Consider the following 21312-nt stretch of genomic DNA (forward strand, 5'->3'; position numbering starts at 1 on the left):
CGTTTCTACCTCAGTTTCAGGGTGGCAAGGCCGAACAGAACCAGAATCACGGTGATAATCCAGAAACGGACAATCACCCGCGGCTCAGGCCAGCCCTTGAGTTCAAAGTGGTGGTGAATCGGCGCCATGCGGAACACGCGGCGCCCGGTCAATTTGAAGGAGGCAACCTGGATCACCACCGACAGGGTTTCCATCACGAACACACCGCCCATGATGAACAGGACGATTTCCTGGCGGACGATCACCGCGATGGTGCCCAGGGCCGCGCCCAGCGCCAGTGCGCCGACGTCGCCCATGAAGACTTGTGCCGGATAGGTGTTGAACCACAGGAACCCAAGGCCCGCACCGATCAAGGCGCCGCAGAACACAATCAGTTCGCCCGCGCCCGGTACATACGGGATCAGCAGGTATTCAGCGAATTTCACGTTACCCGACAGGTAGCAGAAGATGCCGAGCGCGCCGCCCACCATCACCGTCGGCATGATCGCCAGGCCGTCGAGGCCGTCAGTCAGGTTAACCGCGTTGCTCGAGCCGACGATCACGAAGTAAGTCAGTACCACGAAGCCAACACCCAGCGGGATGCTGGCGTCCTTGAGCATCGGGATGATCAGGGTGGTCTCGACCGCGCTTGGCGCAGTCGTATAGAGGAAGATTGCCGCCGCCAGGCCGAACACCGACTGCCAGAAATACTTCCAGCGGCTTGGCAGCCCCTTGGAGTTCTTCTCGATCACCTTGCGGTAGTCATCCACCCAGCCGATGGCGCCGAACAGCAAGGTCACCAGCAGCACGGTCCAGACGTAGCGGTTATGCAGGTCAGCCCACAGCAGCGTACTGATGCCGATGGACGACAGGATCAACGCGCCGCCCATGGTCGGGGTGCCGGACTTGGACAGGTGCGACTGCGGGCCGTCGTTGCGCACGGACTGGCCAATCTGCAGGTTTTGCAGGGTACGGATCATCCATGGCCCGAGGAACAGCGACAACGACAGCGCGGTCAGCACACCCAGAATCCCGCGCAGGGTCAGGTACTGAAAGACCGCGAAGCCTTTGTGGAACTGTTGCAGATACTCAGCCAGCAGCAGCAGCATTAATGTTTCTCCGTACTTGAGGCACACAAGGCCGCGACGACGTTTTCCATCACCGCGCTGCGCGATCCCTTGATCAAAATAGTGGTGTGTTTGTCTTGTTCAGCCGCACTCAGTGCCTGGATCAGTTCGGCCTGGCTGGCGAAATGCCTGGCGCCCGGCCCGAAGGTGTCCACGGCGTGAAGCATGTTCGGTCCAACGGCGTACAAGGCGTCGACCTTGCCGGCGGCATAGGCGCCGACTTCACGGTGAGACTGTTCGGCCCACTCGCCCAGTTCGGCGATGTCCCCCAGTACCAGCACCTTGCGACCGTCGAAGCTGGTCAGCAGATCGATGGCGGCACAGATCGAAGACTGGTTGGCGTTGTAGGTGTCATCAATCACGCGCATGCCGTTGCTGGCCAGTTGCGCGACGGTGCGACCCTTGACCGGTTGCACTGCGCCAAGGCCGGTGGCGATGCCAAACAACGACACGCCCAGCACATGGGCAGCAGCAGCGGCGGCCAGGGCGTTCGCGACGTTATGGTTGCCCAGCAGGTTCAGTTGTACGTGCTCGTCACCTTGCGGGGTATGCAGAGTGAAAGACGGGCAGCCACGAGCGTCGGCTTTGATATTCGAGGCATGGAAATCGGCAGCGGCGTTGTGCACCGCAAAGCTCAAGACCTTGCGACCGGCGGCACGTACACGCCAGGTTTCGAAGGCTTTGTCGTCGAGGTTCAGCACGGCGGTGCCGGACGCGTCGAGGCCTTCGATGATTTCGCCCTTGGCTTCAACGATCTTTTCAGGGCCGCCAAACTCGCCGACGTGGGCGGTGCCGGCGTTGCTGATCACCGCGACGTGAGGCTTGGTCATGGCCACGGTGTAGGCGATTTCGCCGACGCGCGAAGCACCCAGTTCGATCACTGCCGCCGTGTGTTCCGGGGCCAGTTCGAGCAGGGTCAGCGGAGCGCCGAAATCATTGTTCAGGTTACCGCGAGTCGCCAGGACCGGCCCGCGCGTGCGCAGGATCCCGGCCAGCAATTCCTTGACCGTGGTTTTGCCGCTGGAGCCGGTGATTGCCGCGACAGGATTGGTGAAAGCGGCACGGTTCAGCGCACCCAGTTGGCCGAGGGCCAGGCGGGTGTCGGCTACCAGCAATTGCGGCAGTGTCGAGCCAGCAACTTCGCGCTGCACCAGAGCGCCGACAGCGCCTTTGGCAGCGACGTCATTCAGGTAGTCGTGGCCATCAAAACTTGGGCCGGCCAAGGCGACAAACAGTTGCCCGGGCTTGATCGTCCGGCTGTCGATGCTGACGCCATCAAAGCGGCAATCAGCCGACAGCACGCGGGCCGACAAGGCCTGGGTCAGTTCGCTGAACTTGAGCGCCTTAAGCATGAGCCACCTCCCATGCGGTCAAGGCGTGATCGGCCTCGACCAGATCAGAGAAAGCGTGACGTTCGCCGTTGATTTCCTGGTAGTCCTCGTGGCCTTTACCGGCCAGCACCACCACGTCGTCAGCACTCGCGCTGGCGATCAGTTGGGCGATGGCTGCACCGCGACCGGCAACAAATGTGGCCTTGGACGCATTTTTAAAGCCGACACGAATGTCATCAAAAATCTGGCTTGGGTCTTCACTGCGCGGGTTGTCGTCCGTAACCAGAACACCATCAGCCAGGCGCTCGACGATTTCAGCCATCAGCGGGCGCTTGCCGCGATCGCGGTCACCGCCACAGCCGAACAGGCACAGCAACTTGCCCTTGGCGTGAGGACGCAGGGCTTGCAGGATTTTTTCCAGGGCGTCCGGGGTGTGGGCGTAATCGACCACTACCAGCGGCTGTGTGCCTCCGCCAAGACGCTGCATGCGACCGGCCGGGCCTTCCAGCTTCGGCAACACTCGCAGGATTTCGTCGAGGGCGTAATCCAGGCCGAGCAAGGCGCCGACGGCGGCCAATACGTTGCTCAGGTTGAAACGCCCGAGCAAGGTGCTGCGCAAATGGTGCTCGCCCTGCGGCGTCACCAGGGTGGCGCGCACGCCTTCGTCATCAAAGGTGGCTTCACGGCAATACAGGTAGGCGCTGGAATCTTCCAGGCTGTAGCTGATCAAGCGACCGTCACCTTTGGCGGCGGCCAACTGGCGACCGAATTCGTCGTCCAGGTTGACCACTCGACACTTCAGGTCATTCCAGGCAAACAGACGGGCCTTGGTGGCGGCGTATGCCTCCATGGTGCCGTGATAATCCAGGTGATCGCGGGACAGGTTGGTCATCACCGCCACGTCGAACGCCAGAGCGGTTACGCGGCCCTGGTCCAGACCGTGGGACGAGACTTCCATGGCAACCGCCTTGGCACCGGCCTTTTTCAGGTCGGCCAGGGTCGCCTGTACGGCAATCGGGTTAGGCGTGGTGTGCAGGCCGCTTTGCAGCGCGCCGTAGAAACCAGTGCCCAGGGTGCCGACGATGCCACAATGCTGGCCCAGCAGGTCAAGCGCCTGGGCAACCAATTGGGTCACGCTGGTCTTGCCGTTGGTGCCGGTCACGCCCACCAGGTTCAGGGTGCGGCTCGGGTCACCATAAAAGCGCCCGGCGATGTCCGACAGCTGCGCCGCCAGGCCCTTGACCGGAATCAATGGCACGTCGGTGATCGGCAGCACAGTGGCGCCTTCCACTTCATAGGCTACTGCCGCCGCACCGCGTTTCAGCGCGTCGGCAATATGGTCACGGCCATCGAACTTGCCACCCGGTACAGCCAGGAACAGGTCACCGGCACGCACGTTACGGCTGTCCAGCGTCAACTCGCGAATCAGCAGATCGCGGCCAGCGTGGGCAAAAATCTTGTTCAGGCTAAGAGACATCAGCCGCGCCCTCCATTGGCTTTTACCGCAGCGGCCGGTGGACCGGCGTTCGCTTGTTGGGTAGCCGGCAGGTTGTCCGGCGTGATGTTCATCAGGCGCAACGTCCCGGACATCACTTTGCTGAACACCGGCGCCGAGACCAGGCCACCGAAGTAACCGGCTTTGCTCGGCTCATCGATAACCACAACGATGGCGTAACGCGGATCGCTCATCGGGCCGAAGCCTGCGAACAGCGAGCGGTAGGAGTTCTCGGCGTAGCCCTTGGTGCCGACTGCGGTTTTACGCGCAGTACCGGACTTGCCTGCCACGTGATACGCCGGCACCTGGGCACGGAATACGCCGCGCGGTGCTTCGATCACTTGTTGCAGCATGCCTTGTATGGTCTTGGCGACGTTTTCCGGGATGACCTGGGTCGCAGGCGGTGCCTCGTCGAGGTGAATCAAACTCAGCGGCACCATGCGGCCATTGTTGGCCAGCACCGAGAAGGCGTGGGCCAGCTGGATCGCGGTGACCGACAGGCCATAACCATAGGAAAGCGTTGCGGTCTCGGCCTTTTTCCAGTCGCGGTAGTTCGGCAGGTTGCCTACACGCTCGCCCGGGAAGTCCAGGCCAGTGGGTTGCCCCAGGCCGACTTTTTGCGCGAGGTGGTAGATCGCTTCGCCGCCGATATCGAAGGCGACTTTACTCATGCCCACGTTACTGGAGTTGATCAGGATGCCTGTCAAATCCAACACCGGGCCTTCGCTACGGGACACGTCACGAATGGTGTATTTGCCCAACTGCAGGGTGCCCGGGTAGACCTCGACCTTGTCGGAGGGCTTCCAGCGCCCGGTTTCCAGGGCGGCACTCATGGAGATGGCTTTCATGGTCGAACCTGGCTCGAACACGTCGATCATGGCGCGGTTGCGCATCATCGCCGGCTGCAGGTTGCGACGGTTATTCGGGTTGTAGGTCGGCTGGTTGACCATGGCGAGAATCTCGCCGGTCTTCACGTCCATGATCACCAGGCTGCCGGCTTTCGCACCGTTCTCGATGATCGCGTTACGCAGCTCGCGGTTGGCCAGATATTGCAGGCGCAGGTCAATCGACAACGCCAAGGGCTTACCGGCCTTGGCGTTTTTGGTGACCTGGACATCCTTGATCAGTCTGCCGCGCCGATCCTTGATGACCTGCCGTTTGCCGGGAACCCCGGCCAGCCATTCGTCGTAGGCGAGTTCCACGCCTTCGCGACCGTGATCATCAATGTCGGTGAAACCCACCATATGGGCAGTGGTTTCGCCGGCCGGGTAGAAACGCCGAAATTCCTCGATGCCGTAGACACCGGGGACTTTAAGGTCGAGCACCTGCTGGCCTTGTTCAGGGGTAAGCCCGCGAACCAGGTAGATGAATTCTTTATTGGCCTGGGCTTCGAGGCGTTCGCTCAGGGCTTTCGGGTCCTGGCCCAAGGCAGCAGCGAGTTCCGGCCACTTGTCCTTGGCGGTCTGCATTTCCTTGGCGTTGGCCCACAGGGTGGTCACCGGAGTACTGACGGCCAGAGGCTCGCCATTACGGTCGGTGATCAGGCCGCGGTGCGCAGGAATCGGGATATGCCGCAGGCTACGGGCATCGCCCTGGCCGATCAGGAAGTCACGGTCCACCACTTGCAGGTCGATAATCCGCCAGGCAATCGCGCCCACCATCAGTGCCAACAACCCCAGCACCAAACGGAAACGCCATGGGTAGAGTGCGCCCTCAAGTTTCATCATGGCGCCACCATGCGAACTTCTGCAGCGCCAGGGATGTGCATCTTGAGCTGTTCAGTGGCCAGCACTTCGATACGGCTGTGGGCTGTCCAGGTACTTTGTTCCAGGATCAACCGGCCCCACTCTGCCTGCGCCTTGTCGCGCACACTCAGTTCCCCGTACAGGGTATTGAGCAGTTGACGGTTGTAGTGGGCGCTGTAGGACACCGCAATCGCGGACACCAGCACGCCAACAAACAACAGCAACATAAAGAAGCTGCCGCCCGGGAGGGGCTTGGCGAAAAGCTTGCTCACCGCAACTTCTCCGCAACGCGCATGACAGCGCTACGGGCACGTGGGTTGGCCTTGAGTTCGGCTTCGGAAGCGAACTGCGCTTTGCCATGGATTTTGATTTTCGGCACAAAGGCTTCGTAACGTACCGGCAGGTTGCGCGGCAGGTTGTCGGATTCGCCCTTGACCAGACGACGCATGAACAATTTGACGATGCGGTCTTCCAGGGAGTGGAAGCTGATCACCACCAGGCGACCGCCCACTTCCAGCGCTTCCAGAGCGGCTTCAAGGCCGGCTTCCAGATCGCCCAATTCGTTGTTTACGTGAATGCGCAGGCCCTGGAACGCACGGGTTGCCGGGTTCTTGCCCTTTTCCCATGCAGGGTTGGCGACTTTCAGCACTTCAGCCAGGTCAGCGGTGCGCTCGAACGGCTGGATTTCCCGGCGCTCGACCACGGCACGCGCCATGCGGCCAGCGAAGCGCTCTTCGCCGTATTCCTTGAATACACGGGTGATTTCTTCGTGGGGTGCGGTGGCGATGAACTGCGCGGCGCTGACGCCACGGCTTGGGTCCATGCGCATGTCCAGCGGGCCGTCGTTCATGAAACTGAAGCCCCGCTCAGGGTCGTCCAGCTGTGGCGAAGACACGCCCAGGTCCAGCAGAACCCCGGCCACCTTGCCCGCCATGCCACGCTTGGCCACTTCTGCGCCGAGCTCGGCAAAGCTGCGCTGCACAACGACAAAGCGGCCGTCTTCGGCCGCTAGCGCTTGCCCGGTGGCAATCGCTTGAGGGTCTTTGTCGAACCCGAGGAGCTTACCGTCCGGACCCAACTGGCTGAGAATCAGCCGACTGTGCCCGCCCCTGCCGAAGGTGCCATCCAAATAGCAGCCATCCGCGCGTACGGCGAGAGCCTCAACGGCTTCGTCAAGCAGTACGGTGATGTGGTTAAAGCCGCTATCAATAGTCACAGGATCAAATCACGCAGTTCATCAGGCATAGCGCCCGGTTGTTGAATAGCAGCCAGGTCAGCTGCAGAAACAGCATCCCAGGCATCTTCGTCCCACAACTGGAACTTGTTCAGTTGGCCTACCAGCATCGCGCGCTTGTCCAACTTGGCGTATTCGCGCAGACGCGGTGGAACCAGGAAACGACCACTGCCATCGAGTTCGAGGTCGACGGCATTACCAATCAGCAAACGTTGCAGGCGGCGGTTCTCTTCACGCAGTGAAGGCAGCGCACGCAACTTGGTTTCAATCAGCTCCCACTCATCGAGCGGGTAAACACATAAACAAGGGTCAACGGCATCGATGGTGATGATTAACTGTCCGGAACTTCGCGAAATGAGCTCGTCACGATACCGGCTCGGCATGGCGAGACGGCCTTTTGCATCGAGACTGATAGCGTTAGCTCCGCGAAACACAGATGCGTTTCTCCAAATTTTAGCGTTTTACGTTCAAAAAACCCACTTTGTGCCACTTTCCGCCACTTGCGCACACTATAGGAATGCGCCCACCACACCGTCAAGGCGCGGATTCAAGGAAAAGCCTTACAGAACGGAGATTTAGGAAGGTAAAAGGAGGAGAAACGAGAGTTTGACGGCAATTTTGACTCAACAACGCCAAATAGCTCAAAGAGCTAGGGCTTAAAGTTAAAGTAATTTATTAAGAGTAAGATTTTTTCGGTATTACGAAGACGCATCTGCTGATGATTCAGCAGGGAGGGATTCTCGCGTTACTACCAGGTTCCTGCCCGAGATTCGGACAGAAGGGAAAAAGGTGGAGAGTCGATCTATAAGCCGGGTTCTGTCTTGAACAGTCATTCGTCTACGATGGCCATCACTGGACATCTTTAGCAACCTACCCGGTCCCAGCGCGGGCCACGCCTTGGGACCCTATTTGGTCTTGCTCCAAGTGGGGTTTACCTAGCCACGAACTGTTGCCAGTCGTGCGGTGCGCTCTTACCGCACCTTTTCACCCTTACCGGTACCGAAGTACTTAGGCGGTTATTTTCTGTGGCACTTTCCGTAGGCTCACGCCTCCCAGGCATTACCTGGCACTTCGCCCTATGGAGCCCGGACTTTCCTCCCCCCTCTAATTTTCATAGAAGGCAGCGACTGTCCAATCGACTCTCCGCCGCGCAGGTTAACGGCACGGCGGCGTTAGAACAAGTATTAAAAGACACTAATGCCATCATGTTCAGACGGAGTGCAGGCTGGAACCCGGAACTATTCGCCCTTTTGTTTATCAAGCGCGGCTTGATACAACACGTTCTTGCGCACACCGGTAATTTCCGCAGCCAGGGCCGCCGCGCGCTTCAATGGCATCTCCTTGAGCAGCAGATCCAGAATGCGCATTGCCTCGCTGCCGACCGCGTCTTCACTTTCCGGCGCCGACCAGCCCGCTACCAATACCACGCATTCCCCGCGCTGCTGATTGCTGTCGCCTTCAACGAACGCCCGCAGCTCTTCCAGCGGCAGCCCCTTGAGGGTTTCGAAGGTTTTGGTGATTTCCCGCGCCAGCAAGGCCAGGCGATCGCCGCCGAATACCAGCTCCATGTCCTGCAGGCATTCAAGGATGCGGTGCGGGGCTTCGTAGAAGATCAGCGTGCGCGGTTCTTCTTTCACCAGTTCCAGGCGCGCCCGACGACCAACAGCCTTGGCCGGCAGGAAGCCTTCAAAGATAAATCGGTCCGACGGCAGGCCGGCTGCAGACAATGCAGCAATCAGCGCGCACGCTCCCGGAACAGGCACTACATTGATACCAGCGGCCCGCGCCTGGCGAACCAGGTGGTAGCCAGGGTCGGAAATCAGCGGCGTCCCCGCATCGGAGATCAATGCCACATCATCGCCCGCCAACAAACGGGTGATAAAACGACTGCCTTCTTCACGCTCGTTATGTTCATGGCACGCGGCCAAGGGTGTTGGAATGCCAAAATGCTGCATCAACCGCTGGGAGTGCCGAGTGTCTTCGGCGGCGATCAGCTTAACGTCACGCAGTACTTTCAATGCGCGCGCACTGATGTCGTCCAGGTTGCCAATGGGCGTCGCCACGACAAAAAGCGAGCCAGCAGTGGAATTCAAAGGACCTGGAGCAGTCAAAGCGCACACCTCTATGATTGGCAAAAGCCACATTGTAGCGCGTAGACGCCTTGAATATATGCCCTCGGGGCAAGCTCCATTTCAGCCAACTGTAGGCTCTTGCAACATTTACACGACCTAAATAGACGGTTTCACGCCAGTAACATCGCGCCCCGGCCAGTGCTTGGGTACAATTCCACGCTAATTTGATCGGTATCAGGAACACTTACATGATCGCTTGCCTGCGGCTGTTCTCTGCCCTCTGCCTCGCTGCCCTGTTGGCGGCTTGCGCCAGCTCGCCCTCGTCCAGCCTTGGCGACCTCCCCCGGACCCCGGATGCCAGCATCGAGCAACTGCTCGAACAGGCGACTTCGGCCAAGACTCCGGAAAAAGCCGCGCTGTTGCGCTTGAGTGCGGCTGACCTGGCGTTCCACCAAAACAACCCGGGACGCTCGGCGCAGATTCTTGCCCAAGTGCCACTGGACGCCCTGAAACCGGCGGCGCAGGTATTTGCCAGCACCCTGTCGGCTGAACTGGCGATGGCCCGCAACCAGCCCAAGGCCGCGTTGACGGCGTTGAACCACCCAAGCCTGCAAAACCTGAAGGAGCTGCCGCCTGAACAGCAGATCCGTACCGGTACCGTGCATGCTCGTGCTTATGAAGCCGACGGCCAGACCCTGGCCGCCGCTCGCGAGCGTGTCGCCATGGCTCCGCTGCTGACGGGCGACGCCTACAACAGCAACCACGAAGCCATCTGGGCATTGATTGCAGCCTTGCCTGCCGATCAGCTGCAAGCCAGCGGCAACCCGACGCTGGACGGCTGGATCAGCCTGGCCCAGGCGGTCAAGAGCGCCGGCACCCTGGAACAACAGCAAGCGGCCATCGACACCTGGCGCGCCCAGAACCCGGGCCACCCGGCGGCCTCGCAATTGCCGCAGCCGCTGACCAAGCTCAAGGAACTGGCCAGCCAGCCGTTGAACAAGATCGCCCTGTTGCTGCCACAGGAAGGCCCGCTGGCCGGCGTCGCGAAGGCGCTGCGCGAAGGCTTCATGGCCGCGCACTACCAGGCTGAACAAGCCGGGCAGAAGCCGCCGGTGATCGAGTTCTACGACAGCTCCCGCCTGACCTCCATCGATGACTTCTACGCCAAGGCACAAGCTGCCGGCGTGCAACTGGTGGTCGGCCCCCTGGAGAAACCGCTGGTCAAGCAACTCAGCGCTCGCCCGCAATTGCCAATCACCACCCTCGCCCTGAACTACAGCGAAGCCGACCAGAACCCGGCGCAACTGTTCCAGTTCGGCCTGGCCGCTGAAGACGAAGCCCGTGAAGTGTCCCGTCGCGCCCGTGCCGATGGCCTGCACCGCGCCGCCGCCATGGTGCCGAGAGGCGAATGGGGCGAGCGCGTCTACAAAGCCTTCCGTCAGGATTGGGAAGCCAATGGCGGCACCGTGGTAGGCGTCGAGTACGTTGACCAGCCGGTAGCCCTGGCCCAGCAGATCGCCGACCTGTTCCAGTTGCGCAAAAGTGAAGGCCGCGCCAAGAGCCTGCAAAGCACTGTAGGTTCGGATGTATCCGCCCAGCCGTCGCGCCGCCAGGACATCGAGTTCATCTTCCTGGCCGTCACGCCGCAACTGGCCCAGCAGATCAAGCCGACCCTGAACTTCCAATACGCTGGCGACGTGCCGGTGTATGCGACGTCCCACGTGTTCAGCGCCAGTGGCGACAAAAACCAGTACCTGGACATGACCAACGTGATGTTCTGCGAGACGCCTTGGCTCCTGAACACCACCGACCCGCTGCGCAACCAGGTCGCCGCCCAATGGCCACAAGCCAACGGCAGCCTCGGCCGTCTGTACGCGATGGGTGTGGATGCATACCGCCTGGCGCCGCGCCTGGGGCAACTCAAGGCACTGCCGGACACTCGCGTTGACGGCCTGTCGGGCAACCTGGGCGTCAGCGCCAACCAGCGCGTCGACCGCCAGATGCCATGGGCCAAGTTCGTCGGTGGCGAGATCCAGCGCCTGCCTGATACCCCGCGCTGATGCCTGAGCGGTCAAGCGCACAAAGCGGCAAGGACGCCGAACTTCAAGCCCTCGAGTACCTGCAACAACAAGGTCTGCGCCTTCTGGCGCAGAACTGGTTATGCAAGCGCGGCGAGCTTGATCTGGTCATGCTTGACGGCGATACAGTAGTATTTGTCGAAGTCCGCTACAGAAAACACGCACAATGGGGTGGTGCGCTCGCCAGTATCGACGGGCGCAAGCGCCAGAAGCTGATACTCGCCGCGCAGTTTTTCCTGCTCAAAGAGCGTCGCTGGGCCGATCATCCCTGCCGTTTCGATGTGGTTGCCATAGAAAGCACTCCCCGGGGAACAGCCGATCTGAACTGGCTGCAAGATGCCTTTGACAGCTGATTCGCCGGACATCTACACCGCACACTTTTGCTCTTTGCTTTGCGGGCTGCACATTCCTGTGCCAAACAGCCGCGCTACTTAAGGTCACACAGATGGACATGCAATCCCGAATTCGCCAGCTTTTCCAGGCCAGTATCGATACCAAGCAACAGGCGATGGACGTACTTGCACCGCACATCGAGCAAGCCAGTCAGGTCATGGTCAACGCCTTGCTCAACGAAGGCAAAATGCTTTCGTGCGGCAACGGCGGTTCGGCCGGCGATGCCCAGCATTTCTCCTCCGAGCTGCTCAACCGCTTCGAGCGTGAGCGCCCGAGCCTGCCGGCCATCGCCTTGACCACCGACACCTCGACGATCACCTCGATCGCCAACGACTACAGCTACAACGAAATTTTCTCCAAACAGATTCGCGCCCTTGGCCAGCCGGGTGACGTACTGCTGGCGATCTCCACCAGCGGTAACTCGGCGAACATTATTCAAGCGATCCAGGCCGCACATGATCGTGAAATGATTGTCGTAGCATTGACCGGACGCGACGGCGGCGGCATGGCTTCGCTGCTGCTGCCCGAAGACGTGGAAATTCGCGTCCCGGCCAATGTCACCGCACGTATTCAGGAAGTCCATCTGCTGGCGATCCACTGCCTGTGCGATCTGATCGACAGCCAACTGTTCGGGAGTGAAGAATGACCGTTAAACGCCTTAGCCTATTGGCAATCACGCTGTGCCTAGGCATCAGCGGCTGCAGTTCGGTAATCGAAGCAAGCCGCGACACGCCCATCCAGGACGACAAAGGCACCCGTACTTTCGGCAGCAAAATCGATGACTCGCTGATCGAAACCAAAGTATCCGTCAACGTTTCCAAGGCCGCTCCGGACCTGGGCAACGGTGCGTCGCGCATCGTGGTCGTCAGCTTCAACGGCGTGGTGCTGCTCACCGGGCAAACCCCGCGTGCCGACCTCAAGGCCCAGGCTGAACAAGCCGCCTCCGCCGTACAACGGGTCAAGAAAGTCCACAATGAATTGCAGGTGATGGAGCCGATCACGCTGCTGGCGATCAGCAACGATGCGCTGCTGACCACCAAGATCAAGACCCAGATGCTGACCGACAGTGCGATCCCCGGCTCGCGGATCAAGATCGTCACTGATAACGGCATCGTCTACATGATGGGCCTGCTGACCCAGGCAGAAGCCACCCGCTCTGCCAACCTGGTACAAGGTGTGTCGGGCGTACAGAAGATTGTGAAGGTGTTCGAATACATCGACTGATGTCATCAACGACCACAAAAAAGGGCGCCGTGCATTGATTGCACGGCGCCCTTTTTATTGGCTGGCGGTTACTGGTACTGCTGGTACGGGTTGCCTTGGAACTGGTTGTTCTGTTGCGGCGCCTGTTGCTGCTGGGCGCCCGGCTGACCGTATTGCTGGCCAGGAATCGGACCCAGGTTAACCTCTACGCGACGGTTCTGGGCACGGCCATTGACGTCGGCGTTGCTGGCAATCGGGTTATCCGGGCCGGCCCCGCGGGCACTCAGGTTGGTCGGGCTGACACCTTGGGACGTCAGGTAATTAGCCACGCTCTGCGCACGACGCTGGGACAGGTCCATGTTGAGCTGGCGGCTGCCGGTGCTGTCGGTGTAGCCAACGATCTGGATGGTGTTCTGGTTGAACTGCTTGAGGGAGTTCGCCAGGTTGTTCAGCGGCGTGTAGAAGCTGCTGGAGATCGCGTCCGAGTTGGTGGCGAAGGTGATGTTACCCGGCATGATCAGCTTGATCTGATCGCCCTGGCGCTGCACTTCAACCCCGGTATTGGCCATGCTTTCGCGCAGTTTCTTTTCCTGCTGGTCCGCGTAGTAGCCATAGCCGGCAGCGCCGAGGCCGGCGATAGCGCCACCGATCAGCGCGCCCTTGCCGCGGTTGTTGTGGTCAATGGCGGCACCTGCCAGCGCACCGGCCAGGGCCCCCAGGCCACCGTATTTGGCGGTTTTGCTGATGCCGCCCTCTGAACCATTATTCGCCTGTCCCTGGCTGCCGTCATAAGGATTAGGTGAAGCGCAGCCGGACAACAAGGCTACGGCGGTAGCGACAACAAGCAGACGACGAGAAGTGAACATGAAGGAAGCTCCTACTTTTGCATTCTGTGATGCAGAGGACATTGGCAATGGACCTGTGCCGAGCTTGGAACACGACAAACGGCAAAAATTCCATGTCCGGTCACCGGTGTGCACAGTCAAACCCTAGCAGAGACTTGCTGAACGGTAATTGTCATTTTTTCTATAAGTTTCGTCCGATAGTCGCCATTTGGTATCCGAAAAACTACCCCGGTTTCCCTTCACGCCCGCACGAACGGATTCTCACGCATTTCATCTCCCAGGCGCGTGTCCGGACCATGCCCCGCCACCACAACCGCCGTCTCATCCAGGGTGTAGAGCCGTTGCTTGATCGAACGCACAATGGTCGCCTGGTCTCCGCCCCACAAATCCGTACGCCCGACGCCACGCCGAAACAGGGTGTCGCCGGCAATCAGCAACTTCGCATCGGCGAACCAGAAACTCATTGAGCCCGGTGTGTGTCCAGGTGTGTGCAAGGCGACCCCACAACCGCAGGCCAGCTCCTCTTCATCCTCCAGCCAGCGATCCGGCGGCGGCACGGGTGTGTACGGCACGCGGAACATCTGGCACTGCATTTCCAGGTTGTCCCACAGAAACTGGTCCTCCTTGTGCAGGTGCAACGTGGCGCCGGTCTTTTCCTTCAACTGCCCGGAAGCCAGGAAGTGATCCAGATGGGCGTGGGTGTGAATAATGCTGACGACCTTCAGGCCCAGCGCATCGAGGCGCGCCAGGATCAACTCGTGATTGCCGCCCGGATCGACCACGATGGCTTTCTTGGTGACGGGGTCGCCGATAATTGTGCAGTTGCACTGCAACGGGCCAACCGGGAAGGTTTCGCGGATCAGCGCGGGGGACTGAATATTCATGGCTATTCCTGCAAATTCGAAGACACACTCTTGGGCACAGTATGTTCGACGAGACGCCCGATCCGAAAGCACCCGCAAGTGCACGGGTATCAAACCAGCCAACTGCTAAGCTACTCTGGCGCCAGACGTACAACGCGCAACCTATAGCGCTTGGAGTGGGACTCGTGGCGACCCTCAGCCCATTGATCATCTGTGAACACTGCGATTGCGTGTACGAAAAAGTCACGCTCGGCAAACATCAGAAAACCCTCTGCACCCGATGTGCAGGCGTGCTCCAGCGCTATAACGGGCTGTCGGTGGAGCAACGCATGGCGCTGACCCTGACTGCCGCCATGCTGTGGGTTTTCGCCAACTTCTACCCGGTAATGAGCATCAGCCTGCAAGGCCTGAAAAGCAGCGCCACCTTATGGGACTCCGTGGTTGCGCTGGCCCAGGGCCCGATTACCTTTATCGCGCTGGTGGCGGCGATCTCCATCATCATCGCGCCAGTCTTCCAGTTGCTGCTGCTGATGTGGGTGCTGGGCTTTGCGATGAAGGGCAGGCGCTCACCGGCGTTCAAAGTCTGCATGCGCTGGCTCGAAGCCCTCCGGCCCTGGAGCATGCTGGAAGTTTGCCTGCTGGGCGCGATGGTGGCGGTGTTCAAGCTCGCCGGGATGCTGGATGTATTGCCCGGCACCGGCCTGTTTGCCCTGGCGGCGCTCAGCCTGTTGCTGATCCGCATTGCCGGGCGCGATATTCGCGACTTGTGGGATACCTTATGAGCCGGCCACCGACCGCCAGCGAGCTGAACCTGTGCCTGTGCCACAGCTGCGGCCAGGCCTGTGACACCCGCGCCAACCCCGATGCGTGCGAACGCTGTGATGCGCCCTTGCACCGGCGCAAGGTCCACTCATTGACCCGCACCTGGGCCTACATGCTGACGGCACTGGCGTTTTACGTGCCCGCCAACCTGCTGCCGGTGATGAACACCTCGATGCTCGGCTCCGGCGCCGACAGCACCATCATGAGTGGCGTGCTGGAGTTCTGGCAGCACGGCGCCTGGGACATTGCCCTGATCATTTTCATCGCCAGCATCGCGGTGCCGGGTATCAAGTTCGTTGCGCTGACCCTGCTGCTGGTCACCGTGCAACGCAATAACCAGTGGGCACGCAAGCAGCGCTCGAAGCTGTTTCGCTTCGTCGAGGTGATTGGCTACTGGTCGATGCTGGATGTCATCGTAGTGGCGCTGGTGGCGGCCCTGGTGCGGTTCCAGGCCCTGGGTACCATCGAGCCACGTTTGGGTATTCTGTTCTTTGGCCTGGTGGTGGTGTTCACCATGCTCTCGGCAATGAGTTTCGACCCCCGCCTGATCTGGGAAAACCCCCACAACGAGGAGATGCCGGATGGCGTCGCAAACCACTGACAAACCGCTGCCCCCCGGCCAACCCGCGATCAAGACAGGGCGCTTCAGCGTTTCGCTGGTGTGGATAGTGCCGATTGTCGCGGTGCTGGTGGGCATTTCGCTGGTGGTGCACAGCATCCTTCAGCAAGGGCCGAGCATCACCATTACCTTCAAGACCGGCAGCGGCCTGACCGCCAACAAGACCGACGTCAAATACCGCAATGTGGTGATCGGCCAGGTGACTGACGTGGAGTTGAGCGATGACCAGAAAAGCGTCAACGCCACGATCAAACTGTCCAAGCAGGCTGAAAGCTTCACCCGGGAAGACTCGCAATTCTGGGTGGTGCGCCCGCGTATTGGCGCGGGCGGCGTTTCCGGCATCGACACGCTGCTCTCCGGGGATTACATCGGCGCCGACATCGGCCAGTCCGATACCCGCGCCAACCGCTTCACAGGCCTGGAAAACCCGCCGCCCATCACCTATGGCGAGCCTGGCAAGCGCTTCACCTTGCACACCCAGGATTTGGGCTCGCTGGACATCGGCTCCCCGGTCTATTACCGCAAAATCCCCGTCGGCCAGGTGGTGGCCTATGCCTTGGACACCGACGGCAAAGGCGTGAACATCGATGTGTTCGTGCATGCGCCGAATGACGCCTACGTCACCGAGAACACCCGGTTCTGGAACGCCAGCGGGATTGACGTGAGTGTTGGCGCCAATGGGTTTGCGCTGAAAACCGAATCCTTGTCCTCGATGCTGGTGGGCGGCATCGCTTTCCTGGCCCCGCCGTACAGCCCCAACGACAAACCGGCAGGTGAGGAGCACTCCTATGAACTGTTCGCCGACCAGCAATCCGCGCTGGCCCCGCCCAATGGCAAGGGGCAATACCTGAACCTGCGTTTCGATCAAGCCTTGCGCGGGCTCACCGTCGGTGCGCCGGTGGAGTTCCTGGGCATCGAGTTTGGCAAAGTGGTGTCGATCAACCTGGATTTCGACGAGAAAAAACGTAGCTTCCCGGTGAACGTCGGCATCGTGATTTACCCGCAACGCCTCGGCGAAGCCAACACCAAAATGCTCACAGTCCTGAAGCATGACCCTAACGATGAGGCCGGCGGCGTGCGCCTGATGGGCAACTTCATTGAACACGGCCTGCGGGCCCAGGCTCGCAGCGGCAACCTGCTCACCGGCCAGTTGTACATCGCCCTGGACTTCTTCCCCAAGGCCGAAAAAGTCGTGTTTGACCCAAACCAGCGCCCCGTCAATATTCCAACCATCCCCGGCAACCTGGAACAACTGCAGGAAAAACTCGAAGGCATCGTCAACAAGATCAACCAACTGCCGATCGAGCGGATTGCCGGCAACCTCGACGGGAGCCTGGTCGAATTGCGCAAAAGCCTCGGTCAGGTCAACGCCAAGACACTCCCGCGCGTGCAGAACACTCTGGCCGACGTGAGTAAAACCTTGCAGTCAGCCAGTTCGACCCTGGCCGAGGATTCGCCGCAACGGGAGCAGTTGACCCAGACGCTGGATGAACTGAGCCGCATGTCGCGCTCCCTGCGAGAGCTTTCGGATTACCTGGCACGCCATCCCGAATCCCTGATTCGTGGTCGCCCCGACAACGCTGCGCCATCGGACCTGCAAGGGCCACCGCGCAAATGACCACAGGAGCAACCACCATGGCCTTCCCGCTGAAGATCACGCTGCTCGCCGGGTTGCTGCTGCTTGCGGCGTGCCGCAGCGAGCCGATTCAATTTCACACCCTGACGCCGGTGCATCGCAGCAATGCGTCCCTGACCGCGGGGGGTGAAATCCGCATTGAAAGCATTACGGTGCCGCCGCAGGTCGACCGGCCGCAGATTGTCATCCGCCAGGGCGACAGCGGCGTGGCGATTCTTGAGACGCAATGGTGGGCCGCCAGCCTGGTGGATGAGCTGCGCAGCGCGCTGGTGGACCAACTCGCCAGCAACCGGAAAAACCTGGCGGTGCGTATTGAAGTACAGCGCTTTGACTCGATCCCCGGGCAGTACGCCCTGCTCGACGTCAAATGGCGACTGCGCCAGACGGGCACAGACGAACGCACGCCGCTGACGTGTCGCACGGTGGTGCAGTCGCCATCCGGCCCAACCATTGATGACCTGGTGATCGCTCAGCAAAACAACGTCAAACGGTTTGCCGCACTGCTCAGCCAGGCCGCCGACAAGTTACCGAGTGAATGCCCTGCCGCGCAGTAAACATCGAGCCAAGGATTGAGCCATGCGCACATTCTGGAAATGGTATTTGCAACTGCTGGAAAATGATTTCAGCACTCAGGTCTTCGACAATGTGAAGAACCTGCTGGTGTGTGCGCTGCTGTTTGCCGCGGGTACCAACGCGCTGTCCGGGAAGCATGAGCTGTTCCTCGGCGTCCTGGCGTCAAGCGTGGCCGGTTGGGGCTTGATCGTGGTTTCCACCTTGCTGATGGTGCTGAATGTCAGCGACGGAATCCGCAGGCTGGCCAAGCTTCGTTATCACTTGGTGCTTCAGCTGCTGCTGATCCTGGTTTATGTGCTGGTAGCAGAGCGCGTGGTGGAAATCGTTTGGGGCTTCCGGTCCCATTGATCGAGGTGCCTACCCCAACAACCCCATCTCCTGCGCCCGCGCTACCGCCTGCGTGCGCCGCTCCACTCCGAGCTTGCTGTTGATATGACTGGCGTGGGTTTTCACGGTGTGCAGGGAGATAAACAGCTGATTGCTGATCTCCTGGTTCGAACAACCCTGGGCGATCAGGTGCAGCACCGCCAGTTCGCGGGAGCTTAGGGTTTCAAGGGTGTGTGGGGTTTCAACCACCGCAACATCCGGCAAGCGTGCCAGCAGGCTCTGGTTCATCTGACCATAGGGATCCCGCAAAAGCTGCTCCCGCGTCCAGTCGGGATAGCGCTCCAGCAAGCGCTGAAAGGGTTGCATCGCGCCACCGGCAGCCGCTGCAAGCGCGCGGGCAAACACGGGGCGGGCCAGCGCTTCCTGACCACCGTCCAACAGCAACTGCGCCTGCTGGGTCAGCGCCATCAGGCTGATCATCTGCCGGCCGCTGTTATGGGCCTGGTGCGCCAGTTCGTCGAGCCGTTGCAGTGAGGCCGCCGGCTGATGCCGGATGGCGTCGAGCGCTGCCTGTTGCAGCTCGATATGTTGCGGAAGGTGCGGGTGAAACTCCGGCGCGGCCGCGGCCTGTTCACCGTTGTACGTTTGCCCCAGCCGTGTCAGCCAGGCGTCGGCCAGGTCGGTGCGACCCTGGGCCAGCCAGAGTTCGCATTTGACCAGGGTGATCATCGCCAGGTAGAAAATCGGCGGCACGTCCCAGATGTGCATCAAGCGCTCGGCCTCGGCCAGTTCGGCAAAGGCCATGGGAAAGTCGCCACGGCGACCTTCGAAGCTGGCGATCACGCAATGACCGATCAGCACGCTGATATCCCGGCAGGCCCGCGCCTCAGCCAGACCGGCACGCAGGCGAGCCAGCCCGGCTTCAGGCTGGCAACGCACCAGCAGCAGATAACCTTCGTACAGCGCCAAGCGGGCACGCACCGCATACAGGCGTTGCGGCGCGAGGCCCTGCAAGCGTTGCAGGCCCTGACGCACTTCATCCAGAGAGCGCAGGATCTCGCCACGGGCTTGTAGCACCCGCGCCCGGTCGTAATGGGCCAATGCCTCGAACAACGGATTGCCGACGCGCTGCGCCAGCTCCAGGGACTCTCGGTTCAAGCCACGGGCGCGCCACAGGTCAGCATCGACGATGGCCAGGTTGGACAGGGTCGACAGGCACATCAACCGCTGGCCATAGCGTTTGTGCGGCAGGCTTTCCAGGGCCTCGCTGCAGTACAACTGGGTCAACTCGCGGTCGCCACGCCCCCGGGCAATGATCCCGCTGAGGGCCAGCCATTGGGCCAACATCGACTTTTGCGCGGTGGCTGACGGCGCCGGCAGAAAGCGGCTGAGATGGCTGGCCAACTCTTGCGCCGCGTCCAGTTGGCAGGCCAACCCCAACGCCCAGCTGTAGAGCACGATCAGACGGGGCGTGCTCATCAACAGACTGTCGGGCAAGTCCATTTTCCAGCGCAGCAACATGCCGACGTTTTGCTCCGCCAGCAGTTGCTCTTCGGAGAGGTTCTGCACCAGGTTTGCCGCCACATCCAGGTGACCGGCCCGCAACGCCTGCTCCACCGCCTCATCGATCAAGCCCTGGGTATTGAACCAGCGACAGGCCCGCAGGTGCAGGCTGGCAGCCGGCAACACGGCATTACTCGCGCGCCGAGTGCGCAGCAGGTCGGAAAACAGATGGTGATAACGGTACCAGTGGCCCTGTTCGTCCAGCGGGACCAGGAATACCTGGTGGGCCTGCAGGTAGCGCAGGATTTCGGTGCTGTCGTGGGCTTCGCGCACGGCGTCGCACAGTTCGCTGCAAAAGCGCTCCTGGGACGCGGTGTCGTAGAGAAACGCCTGGACTTCCGCTGGCAGGCAGTCAATGACTTCCTCGAGCAGGTAATCGCGGATCAGCCCTTCCCCGCCGTGCAGGCCTTGGGGCAAGGCGCCTTCGCTGCCGGCTTCGGAGGCCGCCAGCAGCCAGAAACGCAGGCCGGCGACCCAGCCTTCACTGCGTCGGATCAAGTTATCCAGGGCTTCGCCGCGCAATGAACTGCTGTGGCGATCCAGCAGGGCCAGAGATTCGGCGTGAGTCAGGCGCAGGTCCTGCTCGTTCAGCTCCAGCAAATGCCGGGACAGGCGCAAGCGCGCCAGGTGCCAGTCGGGGCGCTGACGGCTGGTGACCAGCACCAACAGGCCGTCGGGCAGATGGTTGAGGAAAAATTGCAGGCAGCGGTCGAGTACCGGACCCTGGGCCAAATGGTAGTCATCCAGCACCAGCAACAGCGGCGTCTGGGTCGACAGGTGCACCGTCAGTTCATCCAGCAGGCCGTCGAGCCACTCTTCAAACGCAAAGGGTTGATGGCGCTGGCGCATTTTCAGCAAGCCCAGGGACTGGGCTCCCAACTGCGGAAAGTATTGCTGCAGGCCGTCGAGCAGGCGTTCAAGGAAACGTCCCGGGTCGTTATCTCGGGGGCTGAGCCCCAACCACAGGCTTTGCCAGTGGGCCGGCAGGCTTTGGCAGAACTCCACCGCCAGCGAACTCTTGCCGAAGCCGGCCGGAGCACTGACCAGCAACAGACGCCCGGCCAAACCTTCACTCAGCCGTTCGCACAGGCGCGGTCGCAACACGTAGCCGTCAGGCAGTGGGGGTCGATAGAAGCGCCCTTCCAGGGTCGGAATGACCGCGCTGGCAGGCCCTTGAATTCGGGACAGATCAGTCATCGCCGGGCTCTTGTAGAAGGCTGTTGTCGGCATTGCAGATGTCCGCAGACTAGCGGTAAAAGCGGCAGCTTTGTAGATCTTTGCAACAATTGTCTGAAAAAGACTACAACAAAAAATATCCGGACTTCTTCTGGAACGACCGACACTCTGTGGCGAGGGAGCTTGCTCCCGCTGGAGTGCGCAGCGCTCCCGTTTTTGGGGCTGCTACGC

The 21312-nt window shown here is 60.8% G+C and carries 20 protein-coding genes and 1 other RNA gene; 9 read left to right on the top strand and 12 right to left on the bottom strand.

Annotated elements, in window-relative coordinates; translation table 11 throughout:
* Positions 1-5: 5 nt before the first annotated feature.
* The 9 genes from mraY to rsmI form a co-directional block, all read right to left on the bottom strand.
* Positions 6-1088: a phospho-N-acetylmuramoyl-pentapeptide-transferase gene (gene mraY, locus AU074_RS08730; protein ID WP_017477688.1), complete on the bottom strand. Its 1083-nt coding sequence runs from the start codon at positions 1086-1088 to the stop codon at positions 6-8.
* Positions 1088-2458 (bottom strand): UDP-N-acetylmuramoyl-tripeptide--D-alanyl-D-alanine ligase, encoded by a 1371-nt coding sequence (murF, locus tag AU074_RS08735; protein ID WP_076014387.1) that lies wholly within the window; start codon positions 2456-2458, stop codon positions 1088-1090. Before murF ends, mraY begins: the two co-directional genes overlap by 1 nt.
* Entirely contained in the window at positions 2451-3914 is a 1464-nt protein-coding gene (locus AU074_RS08740; protein WP_076014388.1) for a UDP-N-acetylmuramoyl-L-alanyl-D-glutamate--2,6-diaminopimelate ligase, read from the bottom strand. The genes murF and AU074_RS08740 overlap by 8 nt, the downstream gene beginning before the upstream one ends.
* A complete protein-coding gene (locus AU074_RS08745) occupies positions 3914-5656 on the bottom strand; it encodes a penicillin-binding protein 2 (protein WP_167663429.1) in 1743 nt (580 codons plus the stop codon). Before AU074_RS08745 ends, AU074_RS08740 begins: the two co-directional genes overlap by 1 nt.
* Positions 5656-5949, bottom strand: coding sequence for a cell division protein FtsL (ftsL, locus tag AU074_RS08750; RefSeq protein WP_003216203.1), 294 nt, complete (start codon positions 5947-5949; stop codon positions 5656-5658). Before ftsL ends, AU074_RS08745 begins: the two co-directional genes overlap by 1 nt.
* The gene (gene rsmH / locus AU074_RS08755; protein ID WP_076014390.1) at positions 5946-6893 is read right to left on the bottom strand and encodes a 16S rRNA (cytosine(1402)-N(4))-methyltransferase RsmH; all 948 of its coding nucleotides are present in this window, start codon (positions 6891-6893) and stop codon (positions 5946-5948) included. The genes ftsL and rsmH overlap by 4 nt, the downstream gene beginning before the upstream one ends.
* Positions 6890-7345: a division/cell wall cluster transcriptional repressor MraZ gene (mraZ, locus tag AU074_RS08760; RefSeq protein WP_003171868.1), complete on the bottom strand. Its 456-nt coding sequence runs from the start codon at positions 7343-7345 to the stop codon at positions 6890-6892. The genes rsmH and mraZ overlap by 4 nt, the downstream gene beginning before the upstream one ends.
* Positions 7346-7700: 355 nt before the next feature.
* Positions 7701-8054: RNase P RNA component class A (gene rnpB / locus AU074_RS08765), an RNA gene on the bottom strand.
* Positions 8055-8149: 95 nt separating this feature from the next.
* On the bottom strand, positions 8150-9055 hold the full coding sequence (gene rsmI, locus AU074_RS08770) for a 16S rRNA (cytidine(1402)-2'-O)-methyltransferase (RefSeq protein ID WP_173860368.1): 906 nt from the start codon (positions 9053-9055) through the stop codon (positions 8150-8152).
* 176 nt (positions 9056-9231) lie between these two features.
* Between rsmI and AU074_RS08775 the strand changes: the two genes are divergently transcribed.
* The 4 genes from AU074_RS08775 (at position 9232) to AU074_RS08790 (ending at position 12678) form a co-directional block, all read left to right on the top strand.
* Complete coding sequence (locus AU074_RS08775; RefSeq protein WP_076014392.1) at positions 9232-11043, top strand: penicillin-binding protein activator; 1812 nt, start codon at positions 9232-9234, stop codon at positions 11041-11043.
* Positions 11043-11414, top strand: a complete 372-nt coding sequence (locus tag AU074_RS08780; protein ID WP_076014393.1) for a YraN family protein — start codon at positions 11043-11045, stop codon at positions 11412-11414. Before AU074_RS08775 ends, AU074_RS08780 begins: the two co-directional genes overlap by 1 nt.
* A gap of 92 nt (positions 11415-11506) precedes the next feature.
* The gene (locus AU074_RS08785) at positions 11507-12100 is read left to right on the top strand and encodes a phosphoheptose isomerase (protein WP_003216190.1); all 594 of its coding nucleotides are present in this window, start codon (positions 11507-11509) and stop codon (positions 12098-12100) included.
* On the top strand, positions 12097-12678 hold the full coding sequence (locus AU074_RS08790; RefSeq protein WP_076014394.1) for a BON domain-containing protein: 582 nt from the start codon (positions 12097-12099) through the stop codon (positions 12676-12678). Before AU074_RS08785 ends, AU074_RS08790 begins: the two co-directional genes overlap by 4 nt.
* Positions 12679-12746: 68 nt before the next feature.
* Here AU074_RS08790 and AU074_RS08795 read toward each other — a convergent pair whose 3' ends face one another.
* Both AU074_RS08795 and AU074_RS08800 read right to left on the bottom strand, forming a co-directional pair.
* Positions 12747-13523, bottom strand: coding sequence for an OmpA family protein (locus tag AU074_RS08795; RefSeq protein ID WP_076014395.1), 777 nt, complete (start codon positions 13521-13523; stop codon positions 12747-12749).
* A gap of 218 nt (positions 13524-13741) precedes the next feature.
* Positions 13742-14386 (bottom strand): MBL fold metallo-hydrolase, encoded by a 645-nt coding sequence (locus AU074_RS08800; protein ID WP_076014396.1) that lies wholly within the window; start codon positions 14384-14386, stop codon positions 13742-13744.
* Between the two features lie 164 nt (positions 14387-14550).
* On the opposite strand from AU074_RS08800, the gene AU074_RS08805 reads away from it, so the two are divergent.
* Genes AU074_RS08805 through AU074_RS08825 form a run of 5 tightly spaced genes read left to right on the top strand, consistent with a single transcriptional unit; the run spans position 14551 to position 18363 of the window.
* Entirely contained in the window at positions 14551-15147 is a 597-nt protein-coding gene (locus tag AU074_RS08805; protein WP_076014397.1) for a paraquat-inducible protein A, read from the top strand.
* Positions 15144-15788 carry a paraquat-inducible protein A gene (locus tag AU074_RS08810; RefSeq protein ID WP_076014398.1) on the top strand — a complete coding sequence of 215 codons (645 nt, stop codon included), beginning with the start codon at positions 15144-15146 and terminating at the stop codon, positions 15786-15788. The genes AU074_RS08805 and AU074_RS08810 overlap by 4 nt, the downstream gene beginning before the upstream one ends.
* Positions 15769-17424 (top strand): intermembrane transport protein PqiB, encoded by a 1656-nt coding sequence (locus tag AU074_RS08815; protein WP_076014399.1) that lies wholly within the window; start codon positions 15769-15771, stop codon positions 17422-17424. Before AU074_RS08810 ends, AU074_RS08815 begins: the two co-directional genes overlap by 20 nt.
* Positions 17425-17441: 17 nt before the next feature.
* Positions 17442-17996, top strand: coding sequence for a membrane integrity-associated transporter subunit PqiC (locus AU074_RS08820; protein ID WP_076014400.1), 555 nt, complete (start codon positions 17442-17444; stop codon positions 17994-17996).
* A gap of 22 nt (positions 17997-18018) precedes the next feature.
* Positions 18019-18363, top strand: coding sequence for a hypothetical protein (locus AU074_RS08825; RefSeq protein ID WP_076014401.1), 345 nt, complete (start codon positions 18019-18021; stop codon positions 18361-18363).
* Positions 18364-18372: 9 nt separating this feature from the next.
* Here AU074_RS08825 and AU074_RS08830 read toward each other — a convergent pair whose 3' ends face one another.
* Positions 18373-21102: a LuxR C-terminal-related transcriptional regulator gene (locus tag AU074_RS08830; protein ID WP_076014402.1), complete on the bottom strand. Its 2730-nt coding sequence runs from the start codon at positions 21100-21102 to the stop codon at positions 18373-18375.
* Positions 21103-21312 lie beyond the last annotated feature (210 nt).

The sequence above is a fragment of the Pseudomonas sp. ATCC PTA-122608 genome (assembly GCF_001952855.1).
Classification (GTDB): Bacteria; Pseudomonadota; Gammaproteobacteria; order Pseudomonadales; family Pseudomonadaceae; genus Aquipseudomonas.